Annotated in this window: 11 protein-coding genes and 1 pseudogene; 2 read left to right on the top strand and 10 right to left on the bottom strand. The window is 35.1% G+C overall.

Annotated features, from left to right (window positions below):
- Positions 1-6: 6 nt before the first annotated feature.
- The 7 genes and pseudogenes from OZD70_RS06040 to OZD70_RS05100 all read right to left on the bottom strand — a co-directional run.
- Positions 7-204 (bottom strand): annotated as a pseudogene (locus OZD70_RS06040) (ankyrin repeat domain-containing protein); the annotation flags it as partial.
- A 90-nt stretch (positions 205-294) separates the two neighbouring features.
- Entirely contained in the window at positions 295-447 is a 153-nt protein-coding gene (locus OZD70_RS05125) for a hypothetical protein (protein WP_275021307.1), read from the bottom strand.
- Positions 448-635: 188 nt separating this feature from the next.
- Positions 636-2,549 (bottom strand): excinuclease ABC subunit UvrB, encoded by a 1,914-nt coding sequence (gene uvrB, locus OZD70_RS05120; protein ID WP_182183686.1) that lies wholly within the window; start codon positions 2,547-2,549, stop codon positions 636-638.
- A 253-nt stretch (positions 2,550-2,802) separates the two neighbouring features.
- Entirely contained in the window at positions 2,803-3,561 is a 759-nt protein-coding gene (locus tag OZD70_RS05115) for a cytochrome c1 (RefSeq protein ID WP_275021336.1), read from the bottom strand.
- Positions 3,562-3,563: 2 nt separating this feature from the next.
- Entirely contained in the window at positions 3,564-4,796 is a 1,233-nt protein-coding gene (locus OZD70_RS05110; RefSeq protein WP_275021306.1) for a cytochrome b, read from the bottom strand.
- Positions 4,797-4,940: 144 nt separating this feature from the next.
- A complete protein-coding gene (locus OZD70_RS05105) occupies positions 4,941-6,137 on the bottom strand; it encodes an ankyrin repeat domain-containing protein (RefSeq protein WP_275021304.1) in 1,197 nt (398 codons plus the stop codon).
- 100 nt (positions 6,138-6,237) lie between these two features.
- A complete protein-coding gene (locus tag OZD70_RS05100) occupies positions 6,238-6,489 on the bottom strand; it encodes a DnaJ domain-containing protein (protein WP_275021302.1) in 252 nt (83 codons plus the stop codon).
- 169 nt (positions 6,490-6,658) lie between these two features.
- Between OZD70_RS05100 and OZD70_RS05095 the strand changes: the two genes are divergently transcribed.
- Both OZD70_RS05095 and hisS read left to right on the top strand, forming a co-directional pair.
- Positions 6,659-7,231 (top strand): NifU family protein, encoded by a 573-nt coding sequence (locus OZD70_RS05095; protein WP_458695149.1) that lies wholly within the window; start codon positions 6,659-6,661, stop codon positions 7,229-7,231.
- Entirely contained in the window at positions 7,228-8,454 is a 1,227-nt protein-coding gene (gene hisS / locus OZD70_RS05090) for a histidine--tRNA ligase (RefSeq protein ID WP_275021299.1), read from the top strand. Before OZD70_RS05095 ends, hisS begins: the two co-directional genes overlap by 4 nt.
- A 20-nt stretch (positions 8,455-8,474) precedes the next feature.
- On the opposite strand, the gene surE is transcribed toward hisS, so the two are convergent.
- The 3 genes from surE to OZD70_RS05075 all read right to left on the bottom strand — a co-directional run bounded on the left by surE (position 8,475) and on the right by OZD70_RS05075 (position 12,767).
- Positions 8,475-9,227, bottom strand: coding sequence for a 5'/3'-nucleotidase SurE (surE, locus tag OZD70_RS05085; RefSeq protein WP_275021298.1), 753 nt, complete (start codon positions 9,225-9,227; stop codon positions 8,475-8,477).
- A gap of 652 nt (positions 9,228-9,879) precedes the next feature.
- Positions 9,880-11,223, bottom strand: a complete 1,344-nt coding sequence (ffh, locus tag OZD70_RS05080; RefSeq protein ID WP_275021297.1) for a signal recognition particle protein — start codon at positions 11,221-11,223, stop codon at positions 9,880-9,882.
- On the bottom strand, positions 11,208-12,767 hold the full coding sequence (locus OZD70_RS05075; RefSeq protein WP_275021295.1) for a proton-conducting transporter transmembrane domain-containing protein: 1,560 nt from the start codon (positions 12,765-12,767) through the stop codon (positions 11,208-11,210). Before OZD70_RS05075 ends, ffh begins: the two co-directional genes overlap by 16 nt.
- Between the last annotated feature and the right edge of the window lie 13 nt (positions 12,768-12,780).

The following is a 12,780-nucleotide window of genomic DNA, read 5'->3' as shown; positions in this document are numbered from 1 at the left end:
TCGAATGCAGTCACTTTCAGTAGCATATTTAGCTGGAGTGTTTCCACTTTTATCTGTTATACTTGGATCAGCTTTTTTGCTTAAAAGAAATCTTATAGCGTCAATATTGTTATGTTCAGCAACGTAATGTAACAGAGTTTTTCCAGCTTGGTTTTGTACATTTGGATCAGCTCCTGCTCCTAGAAGAGACCCTATATATTCAATATTATTGGGATTATCTAATAGATTGCTATCATCTTCTAAATCATTTAAAATGTTAAGTAAGTGTTTATCTAAGTAATATGACAGAGTTTTTCAATCTTGGCCTTTTGTACTTGGATCAGCTCCTGTTTGTAGAAGACGAATTATACATTGAGTAAAATTTTCATTATCTAATAGACTGATATCCTCTTCTAAATATTCTAAAACACCATAACTGAATTTCTTGTTTGCTACCTCACCACTCATATTCTATAACTATTACTCACTAATTCTTTAGTAATTACCGTAATACATAGATAAGTCAATAAAAAAATGCACCTTTCCTTCTTCAATTCTAAGAAATTGTCAAAAATCTCAAAAAGATGAGCTAAAATAAGAAGGAGAATAGCAGGTTGTTTACACTTTCATGCTATGCCCATAGCATCATATATTACTTAACCTTGCAATAATTTTTTTATTCTTGCTGCTTCTTCAAACTCTAAATTTTCAGCATGCTCTATCATTTGCTTTCTCAAATCATCCTTATTAGTATTTACTTTCGGTTCTGCTATTGCCCTCTCCTGTAAGGTGTTTGATATAGGTTTTATTATAGTCTTTGGGACAATATTGTACAATATATTATGTTCTTCTTGTTTTTTTCTTCTTCTTTCGGTCTCTCTTAATGCACGATCTAAAGAACCAGTGATTTTATCTGCATACAAAATTACTCTACCTTCAGCATTACGTGCAGCACGACCGATCGTTTGAATGAGCGATGTTTCTGATCGCAAAAATCCTTCTTTATCAGCATCCAAAATTGCAACCAACCCACACTCTGGAATATCAAGACCTTCCCTAAGCAAGTTAACACCTACTAAAACGTCAATTTCTTTAGATCTTAATTTACATATAATTTCTATTCTCTCCAACGCACCAATATCAGAATGCAAATAACTCACTCTCATATTTAATTCACTCATATATTCAGCTAAATTTTCAGCCATTTTTTTTGTCAGTGTAGTGATTAAAACACAAAATCCCTTTCCTATTGTCACTTGTGCCTCATGAATTACATCATCAATTTGACTCTCTATTGGTTTCACAATGCAGATTGGGTCTGTAAGCCCTGTTGGACGAATAACTTGCTCTATAAATACGTTATTGGTTTGTGCTAACTCATACTTTCCGGGAGTAGCTGAAATGTAAATAGTCTGCGGCCTAACTTTCTCCCATTCTTCAAATTTTAATGGACGATTATCAAAAGCGGAAGGGAGCCTGAAGCCATAGTCAATCAATTTCTTTTTACGTGCCTCATTACCACTGTACATTGCACCAATCTGAGGAACGGTGACATGACTCTCATCAACAAATAAAATTACGTCTTTGGGTAAATATTCAAACAAAGTAGGCGGTGGATCCCCAGCTTCCATTCCATAGAGATAACGCGAATAATTTTCAATACCTTTACATATTCCTGTTGTTCTCATCATTTCAATATCAAAATTAGTGCGTTGCTCGAGACGCTTTGCTTCAACAATCTTGTTTTGCAAGTAGTAATAATCCAAGCGTTCATGCAGCTCTTTTTTGATTAGCCCAACTGTCTGTAACAGAGTCTCACGTGATGTAATGTGATAGCTGTTTGGAAAAATGGTGATTGTATTTAGGCTTTTGGTAATATTACTCGTTATAGCATCAATTTCAGAAATTTCTTCTATTTCATCACCAAGCAGCGATAAACGCCAAGCTTTATTTTCATAATAGGCAGGAAATATATCGATAATATCACCACGCACTCTGAAATATCCTCTCTCAAACCTGGTATCAGAGCGCTTGTATTGAAGATCAGCTAAGTTACTCAAGAAATCATTAACATGAATTTTATCTCCAACACTTAAAGATATAGTCATGCTGCGGTAGCTTTCAGGCGAACCAAGACCGTATATGCAAGAAACACTGGCAACTACGATCGTGTCCCTGCGCTCCAAGAGGGAGCAGACGGCAGAATAACGCAGCATGTCAATTCTGTCATTGATTGCAGAGTCTTTTTCGATATAAGTATCAGTTTGCGGCAAATAAGCTTCGGGCTGATAGTAATCATAATAAGAAATGAAATATCCAACAGCATTATTGGGAAATAATCCTTTCATTTCCTCATAAAGTTGTGCTGCTAAGGTTTTATTGTGTGCCATGATCAGCGCAGGTCTGTTTGTCCTTGCTATAACATTTGCCATAGTGAAAGTTTTCCCAGAACCAGTAACCCCAAGCAAAACTTGGTCTCTTTTATTGCTATTTAGCCCCGCAATTAAACTATCGATTGCTTGCGGTTGATCTCCAGAGGGTTGAAAATGTGTAGTGATTTGAAATTTCATAGACTTTACTTACTATCTTTGATTCATTGCATAGTGAACACTATATTGCTTTTAAGATAAGTTGTATAGCTATAAACTTTCCGTAAAGCCATAAAACATTAACCAACAATAGACTTCTTGCATAACCATATAACGAACTTTCTTGGGAATAGAAACGAAAAAACTTGCTTGACACCTCTGGACACTGCCGTCATAAAGGAACCAGTGTTAGCTACTTGGATGACAACCATTGTATTTGAAGCAAAATTGACTATCACTTCTTTTTATAGAGCTTGCTCCAAATTCTATTGTTAGTTAATACAAAAAACACTGTTAAAATTATAAAATACGCCACTACTTTTAATCCAAGTTTATGCCGGCGCTCTAATTCTGGCTCTGCTGCCCATTGTAAAAAATTTATCACATCATACGCCATATTTTCAACTGTGGCTTGTCTTGTACCATCATATTCCACCATTCCTTCAGAAAGCGGTGGCGCCATAGCTAACCTGCCTGTTGAAAAGTAAGGGTTGAAGTATAAATCATTTTCATCGTGCTCACCGTTTTGATAGCCTGTTAAGAGTGAATAGACATAATTTGCACCATCATGCCTTGCTTTAATAATTAACGATAAGTCTGGTGGAACTGCACCATTATTGCTCGCTGCAGCTGCTTCTTTTGTATCAAAAGGTGCAATAAAATAATCCGAAGGTATTCCAGGTCTATCGAACATTTCACCTAAATCATTCGGACCATCTTTAACTTGGTAAGAAGCTGCAATCTGTTTTACATCTTCTTCAGAAAAACCAACATCTTGCAAATTACGAAATGCTATCCTATTCATTGAATGACAAGCAGCACAGACTTCTTTATACACTTTATAGCCCCGTTGAATTGACTCTCTATCGAAAGATCCGGTAATTCCATCAAATTTCCAGTCCATTTTTTTGTTTGGTGATTGCTTGAATTCTTCTGCACACATAAAATTAGCAAAAAACGATATGCAAAGTATAGCTAACATATTTCTCATCATCATTACTTCATCTCTGGCACAGAATCACTTAAGGTTTTTGGTGGTTCTTTTGGCTTTTCATATTTACTAAGCAGTGGTAAAATTATTACAAAGTATGCAAAATAATAAAGAGTAGATAGCCTACTCATAGTGATGTAAGGCTCTTTCACCTCTTGTCCTCCGAGCCAGGCAAGAAATGCAAAATTTATTGCAAAAACCCAAAAAAATTTTTTGAATATCGGCCGATAAGCACCACTTTTAATTTTTGATTTATCAAGCCAAGGTAACAAAAACCACACTAAAATAGATGCAAACATGGTAAGCACACCAGTAAGTTTACCTGGAATTGAACGTAGCATTGCATAAAAAGGTAAAAAATACCACTCTGGCACTATATGTACCGGAGTGACCATAGAATCAGCTTCTATATAATTGTCTGGATGTCCAAGATAATTAGGAGCATAGAAAACAAATGCAAACAAAACTACAAAAAACAGACCAAAAGTTATGCAATCCTTGACTATATAATAAGGATAGAGAGGAATGGTATCCTTATCTGATTTTACCTCCACTCCACTTGGGTTACCAGAGCCAAACCTATGCAAAGCTATCACATGAAGCATAGCTAAAGCAATAATAACAAAAGGCAGAAGATAATGCAGAGCGAAAAAACGGTTAAGTGTTGGGTTATCCACTGAAAAACCACCCCATAACCATATAACTATTTTATTGCCAATTAAAGGTATAGCAGAAAACAAGTTGGTTATAACTGTTGCACCCCAGAAACTCATTTGTCCCCAAGGAAGAACATATCCCATAAAGGCAGTTGCCATCATTGCAAAAAATATAAATATACCAACAAACCACACCATCTCTCGTGGCCTCTTGTAAGATCCGTAATATAACCCACGCATTATATGAACATAGACTACCATAAAGAAGAGCGATGCTCCAACAGCGTGAGTGTAGCGTATTAACCACCCGTAATTCACATCTCGCATTATGCGCTCTACACTATTAAACGCATAATCAACATGCGGAGTATAGTGCATAGCAAGAAATATGCCTGTTATTACCTGTAAAATCAGTGCTATACCAGACAAAGAACCAAAATTCCAAGCATAATTTAAATTTTTTGGCACTTGATAAGAAGCAGTATGTTTTAGAAAAGAAAATATAGGCAGTCTATACTCTATCCATTCTAATATGCCTTTTTCTTCTTCTATCGTTGTCTTTTTTTTAGTATCATCTTGCATAACTTAAAGCTTTCTCACCTTCAACTCGTTTTATTGTAGCAGCTTATCCCCAGCACACAATAAAAAGTTTAAATTTAAGGGATGGAAATCTGTTTTTTTTCAAAAAACAAGCACTCAAACTTGAGTGCTTATTTTAACTATAGCTTAAAAGAACTTTTGGTGATTTATGCCTTTAGATACTGTTGTGTTACTTAGTGAACTCCCAGGACACTGATTAAGCTCTTCAAACTCATTAATTGCCATCTTGACATCTCTTTCTATAGCGCTAAGCTTTCTTTCTTTAATTTGCTCCAATGTCAAAAGCGAATCATCCAATGGTCTTGAATATTTCCCCCCAGTGAACTTTCTGGCTACCACATCAGCTAGCAGAGCTGTTCCATAAAAATCAACTTGCGAAGAACCAGCTAGGCTTCCAGCCGAATGAGTAACAGGCTGCTGAGCAGAAGATAAAGCAGGAGCACTTTGGAATAAGCGACTGAGTGCAGCAGTAGTTGAAGCTCCCATCCAATTAAATATACTATTAATAAAAAAGGAAGGTTTTACCGCGCTGCTTGCTACAGATATGGATTGCATAGCGTTGTCTGGACTTATATTTACACTCTTTGCTTCTGCAGCAATTTCTTTTATCGTTTTATCGGGATAAAATGTCTTAGCAAGATCTGAAGGTGTCTGGTTCCTTATATCTTTAACATTGTCAATATCAGCACCATTATCGTATAGCAGCTTTATTATCTTAGGATGTTTAAATCTAATAGCCAAATGTAGAGGTGTTTCGCCCTGTTTATTTTGAGCATTGACATTAGCATGATATTTAATGAAAACTTTTACCATTTCTGGATTATTTCTTACAACAGCAACATGTAAGGACGTACAATCGCCCTGGAAAGCATAAGAAAACTTTTCATCCGAGTTAGCACCATGCTTAAGCAGAATCTCTGCTTTTTCTGGGCTACCATCTTGTACAGCCCAAGCTAAAAGGCTAAAAAACTCATCACCATTTGTAAATTTACCACTAGTACTAGCACCATTATTAATCAGAAACTCCACCATTTGTGCAGAACAATACCTTGATGTAACGCAACGATACAAAACAGGACGTTCAGCATAATCTTTAGCATTAACATCAGCATAATTATCAATTAACAACTTTACCATTTCAAAGTTGTTCTTTAGGACAGCAACTTGCAAAGGTGTTTCGCCCTGTCTTTTAGAGTTAACAATCTTACTAATATTTTCTTCTGGTATTTTTTCAATACATTCTTTAGCTTTCTGAAGATTATCTTCCTTTACTGCAGCAAATAATTCATTTTTTAACTGCTCAATTTCTGTATTTGTTACCATAAAACCCCTTAAAATATAATATTTTGGCCTTATACTATATAACTTGAGTATGTCCAAGTAAAATTTACAGAAAAAACTAATAATTTCTAATGGTTGAAAATCAATTCTTCAGCAACCTATCACGTGCCGCATTTAATTTTTGTGCAAAATATTCCGAGCCTCCCTTATCTGGGTGAACTAATTTCATTAAATTTTGATATGCTTTATTAATTCCATTTTGACTTGCCTCAGGATTCAGCCCCAGTATCTTTAATGCTTCATCCTTGGACATGTTATCACCAGTGTAATTTTCAGTATAACTTCTACTGCTACTAAATTCGTTCAAAAATTTACTCAATATAGAGTTCATCATGAAACTTATGTTATTTTTTTTTGTCAGGAAAAGAAAAAATACAACAACGCTAGGCAAGACAAATGTAATTACTATGAATACTAAAAAAAGAAAAAAGATGAATGACATGTATATTTTTTTATCATTTTATGATTAAATAGTAACAATTATAATTGTCATGGTAAATAACATGTTCATCCAGATTGAAGAAACACCAAATCCAAACACACTGAAATTTCTCCCTGGATTTGCAATTCTAAACGAAGGAGAAACGGCTGATTTTTCAAACGCAGATGAGATAAAAAACTCCAAGTTAGCAGCGGATCTTTTTCAAATAGAACATGTAGCGAGAGTATTTTTTGGTCATGATTTTATTTCAGCAACAAAATTGAATGGAATTAATTGGGATATATTAAAAGTAGAAGTTTTAACTACAATCATGAATCACTTTACTTCTGGCGGAAAAGCACTAGATAAAGAAGGAGTTAATGACAGCAACGTGCCAGATGAAGAATTTTTCGATGAGAATGATATAGAAATTGTAAATAGAATAAAAGAGTTGATGGAAAGTTATATCAAACCTGCAGTTGCTCAAGACGGTGGTGATATCAAATTCCGTGGCTATAAAGATGGAATAGTTTATGTTGAGTTACAAGGAGCTTGCTCTGGATGCCCAAGTGCTGCAATTACTTTAAAGCAAGGAGTGCAGAATATGCTGAGCTACCACATACCAGAGGTTGCAGGTATAGAGACCACACTATGACTAATCAAACGGTTAGAGGAACAAAAGATCTCCTATTTGATGAATGGTACAAGTTTAAACACATAGAGCAAACAGCAAGCAGAATCTCAAGTCTATATGGCTTTTTGCCTGCTCAAACTCCGATATTTGAATATACGGAAGTTTTCACAAAGACTTTAGGTGATAGCTCAGACATCATCACTAAAGAGATGTACACCTTTAATGATAAAGGGGGAAAGAGCATAACTTTACGTCCTGAGTTCACTGCAGCAGTTGTCAGGCTACTCATTGAAAAAAAACTGCAAACGCCGATAAAATTATTTTCAACAGGGCCTACATTTCGTTACGAAAGACCGCAAAAGGGAAGACAGAGGCAATTTCATCAGATAAATTTTGAGGTTTTTGGTGTAGAAGATTCAAAAGCCGATGTTGAATTGATATCACTCGCTCAGCACTTACTAACTGAATTTGGCATCAATAAAAATGTAAAGCTGGAAATCAACTCTCTGGGTGATAGTGAAACAATAACTAAGTATAGAAAAGCTTTGATCTTATACTTTACAAAGTATCAAAACGATCTATCAGAAGATAGCAAAAATAGGTTGATCAAAAATCCACTCAGAATACTGGATTCTAAGGATGAGAAAGATAGATTAATAATTTCTGATGCGTCTAAAATCAGTGATCACTATACAAAAGAATCTTCATATTTCTTTGACCAGGTGTTAAATGGACTGCAAGCTCTTGGCATACCTTACACTGTAAATAGCAAATTAGTTCGAGGTCTAGACTATTATTGTCACACAGTATTTGAATTTGTCACAGAAGATTTAGGTGCACAAGGGGCAGTTTTTGCCGGTGGAAGATACGATAATCTAGTATCTTCAGTAGGTGGAAAACACACTCCAGCAATAGGATTTGCAGGAGGTATTGAACGCATAATGGAGTTAATCAATTATTCTCCGAAAGAAGAGCGACCTATTTACCTAATTCCGATCGGCAGAGAGGCTGATGAACATGCTCTAACACTTGCGAATGAATTGCGCAGAAATGGTTTATATGTAGTCTACGAATATAGCGGAGCACTTAGAAACCGAATGAAAAAAGCAAATCAAGCAAATGCTAAAGCTGCTTTAATCTTTGGCGATAAAGAATTGAGTAGTAAAACTTTAAAGATTAAAAACATGGATATAGGTGAAGAAAAAATAATTGCTCGCGATAACACAATAAAAAACATCAATTAGGAGCAATGCAAATGTTTTTCTTAGTCAGCTATAGAAGAAAATTCGTCTGCACAAGAATTTTTCATAGCATTCAATGTATCATAATCTGTAAAATCTAATTTTACTGGTGTGATAGTAATAAATCCTTCTTTTATTTTATTTACACTACCACTGCCTGAGTGCTCTCGAGACCAATTTAAGCTAAAAGAGCCATTCGAATTTTCAGTAAAAGTTAAATCCCCATCAATGTTATATTCACCTTGTTCAGCAAATTCTACTCCTTTTACTTTTTCTGTAGCAGGAAAATTTACACTCATCACTATGTTTTTAGGCCAACCAACCTTAACTAGCTTGGCAATAACCTTTGGTGCAAAAACCTTTGTATTGTGCCAGTCTATTTTATCATGATAAACTTGGCTCAGCGCAATAGAAGGTATAGACCTTGCAGCACCTTCCATTACAGCACCAATTGTTCCTGAATAACAAATATCGTCCCCGACATTTGATCCAATATTTACTCCGGACAATATTAAGTCTGGTTTTTTATTCATAACTTTATTTAGCGCAATAATGACACAATCTGCAGGAGTACCAGACACACTAAATTCCCTTTCACTATGTTGGTTTATTCCAATAGATTGCTTCACTGGATAATCAAGAGATCTTGCAGCCCCGCTTCTATCAGTATCTGGTGCCACTATCCATATTTCTGAGGTAAAATTCCGTGCAATCTCTTTGAGTAATTTTATTCCTTTACTTCCAAAGCCATCATCGTTTGTTATCAATATTATCATATACAATACTCAGCTATACAGTTCCAAACTATGTAAATCACTGGCTGTAAATAAACTCATAAGGCTTTAGGTTTCTTTGCATAACTATGAACTGTAACAAAGAACCTGCTGTAAATCAATAAGAAAAGATTAGGAGTGAAAACAGGTTGGAAAGTATATAGCTAAAGTGGCTTAGGGTTACCTACAATTTGAAAAACCGTCATTCCGCTACTAGTTAGCGGAATCTATACCGCGCACAACTGTACGAACGTTGTGATTTTGGTCCATCAGGAGGGTGTCATCCCAGTCTGGGATCCAGGAATTTTAATTGTAAGTAAGCATACTGAGTTGATAAGTATAAAAGTAACCAGAAAATAAACATTTTTGATGAGGTTATATGGAAAACTGGATTCCAGATTGGAATGACAAGAAGAGGGTACTTGGATAAGAGGCATTGCCCTTCTGGTAGGCCCAAATCACAACATTCGTACAGCTATGGAATGAACCGCGGTATGACATAGGGAAACCTTTCTTAGGTTAGCTATAGTATTTCCTAAAATTAATAATAAATTTCTTGGCTAGCAAGAAGCTGTAAAATTTTTTGCGAGACCTAAGCCACTTTTGATATAGCTAAAGGGTTACTGACAATTGTCTCATTCCACTACCTGCTGACTTACTTTCTGCTTAGCATATCCATCAAATCAGATTCTTTGAGTTTACTATGGTCAACTTTACTGAACTTATTTACCACAGAGCTCATTTGATTATACTGCTTAATCAGAAGATTAACTTCAGTTACACTTGTTCCGGACCCCTTAGAAATTCTAAGTCTTCTTTTGCCATTTAAAATATCTGGATTTTGCCTTTCTTTTTCAGTCATTGAGTTTATAATAGCTATATATTTTTTCACTTTATTTTCATCTGGCACACTGCTACTTAGCTTTTTTGTGAATGAACTAGGAATGAATTTCATTATGTTGCTAATACCATCCATTTTATTGAGAGTTTTTAACATTCCCACTAGGTCGTTTAGGTCAAATTTACCCTTTTTTACTTTCTTTTGTAACTTATCAATTTCTTCCTGACCAACAATCTCAGCAGCTTTTTCAACCAATGAGACAACATCACCCATATTAAGTATCCTTTTTGCAATTCTATCGGGGTAAAAATCATCGAGGTCACTTAATTTTTCACCACAAGCAATAAATTTAATTGGACAATCGGCGATCATTTTCATAGAAAGAGCAGCACCACCACGTGCATCACCATCAACACGGGTAAGAATAATGCCGGTTACACCTATTGCCTCATTGAATGATTTTGCAATGTTGACCGCATCCTGGCCTATCATTGCGTCAGCTACTAAAATAACTTCTGCAGGTGAAACCATTTCCTTTACGGCTTTTAACTCATTCATCATATTATTGTCAATATGAAGCCTGCCTGCGGTGTCTAGTATTAATACATCATAATTATCGTTCTTTGCTGCTGCCAATGCCCTTTTTGTAATTGCAATAGGCCCCTCATTTATTACTATAGATAAAGCTTGTACGTCTATTTGTTTACCCACCACCTCAAGTTGTTTCTGGGCAGCTGGCCTATAAATATCTAAAGAGGCAAGCATCACTTTTTTCTTTTGCTTTTTTAGCTTTAAAGCAAGCTTTCCTGAGGTGGTTGTTTTACCTGCACCTTGTAAGCCCACCATCATAATCACAGCAGGGGGTTTAACTGCTAGATTTAAGTCACTTTTCTCTGATCCAAGAACTGCAACTAAATTATCCTGCACAATTTTAATTATCATTTGTGCTGGAGAAACACTTTTTATGACTTTTTCCCCAATCACTTTATCTTTAATGTCATTGATGAATTTTTTCGCAACTTCAAGTGAAACGTCAGCTTCAATTAAAGCTATACGTATTTCACGCATGGCAAGATTAAAATCATCTTCAGAAATGATTGACTTTCCTCTCAGTTTACTAAATACAGAATTTAAACTTTCAGTTAACGATTTAAACATAATAGCGTTAGTAGAATACTCATTAAAAAGAGAGAAGAAGCTGAAACAAAACTCACTGAGTCATAATCCAGCACTTCTTTAAGTTTAGTAATATTATTAAAGTATAAACCAGCAAGTGAATTAGTCAAGTTTTGCACTATGCTGGCAAACATTTCTCTAGTTTTAGAGACTAACTGATTGAACAGCAAGACAATATAGGATATGAAAGCTCTAAAAGTCCAATCAAGATCCATTTTAAAATTTATTCTCGGGTAAAATAACTTGCGTAAAGGAATAAACAATAAAGTGGTACATAATAACAAATTAAATTGCGACAAAATATTTTTTGTGTTGTACACAAAATCGAAAATCGAAGATTTATTGTAAATAGGCAAGTAAGGATTGCCAGTGATTACGCATATAAATGCTAAAATGATCATAGTCGCTTTGCCCCCCCTCTCTGCTAAAGGTTTTGACTTACTTTTTGCAATAAATAAGTAATAAAGAAACTTTAGCCCCACGCTTAAATAAAGCAGCAAATTTAGAACCTTATATAAATTTTTATACCCTTTTAAGGCAACAGTGTTCATTTCAATTTCAGCTGTGATATATGATTTACTGATAAATCCAGCGGTTCCAGGAAATGCAGCCATTGTAAGTATTGCGATTATAGCACACATGCCTTCCACTGACATCAGTTTACCTACTCCATTAAAACTAATTGTTTTTGTTCGTGAAATAATCGAATTGCTGACCACAAACAATAATGATTGATAAACAAGAGAGAAGATTATATGCAGTATCAAAATTGGTATTGCCTTTTCCGAAGGGCTGAGTAAACCTCCTGCAATAATCAGCAAGCCCATTTGTCCGATAATATTATAGCATAAAAATCTACGAATATTTTGCTCAAGAGAAGCAAATATAATGCTGTAAATTGCAGTGATGGCGCCTACAAGCGCTAATATTTCAGTACAATCTTGCCATAAGTTATAAGTGTGTAAAAGCATCACTAAAAAAGAGATTTTAGTGGTAAATAAAGAGAGATATGTAGTGCCATGTAGCGATGCAGCAGGATATGCATCAACAACCCAAAACGAAAAAGGGAAATAAGCGCAGTTTATCAATAAACCTAAAATTATCAGGTTAGTATTTTGCAGTGCCAATCCTGCTGTTAATATAACTCCAACGAAAAAGTGTACACAAGCGTACCTTATTGCAGATTCACTATCTCTACAGCCAGCTGCGATAGTAAAAAATGCACTGACGGTCATTAATTCACAGAATATTATAACCAATATCATATGTTCAGATAAAACTGCATAAAGTGAACTAATAGTGTAAGCAGCAAAAGATAGCATCTCTGAAAAAGTCAAATTTTGTGCTGGTAGAACAGCTAAAAATGCAACTGATAAAAAAGATATTAGTATGATACGAAAAGATAAATCAAAATCCAGAATTGGGAGAGACCAATTTACTGCAATGCTCAAATTTTCAGGTAACTTTAGGACTATAACTATTAATACAGTCAGTAGAAGTAACAGTGACGATTTATAAAGTTGCACAATAATTTAAACC

Origin of the sequence: Wolbachia endosymbiont of Drosophila tsacasi, from assembly GCF_028982115.1 — a bacterium.
GTDB lineage: Bacteria > Pseudomonadota > Alphaproteobacteria > Rickettsiales > Anaplasmataceae > Wolbachia > Wolbachia pipientis_B.
The sequence above is the reverse complement of the archived record's forward strand: the minus strand, read 5'-3'. Positions and strand labels throughout refer to the sequence as shown.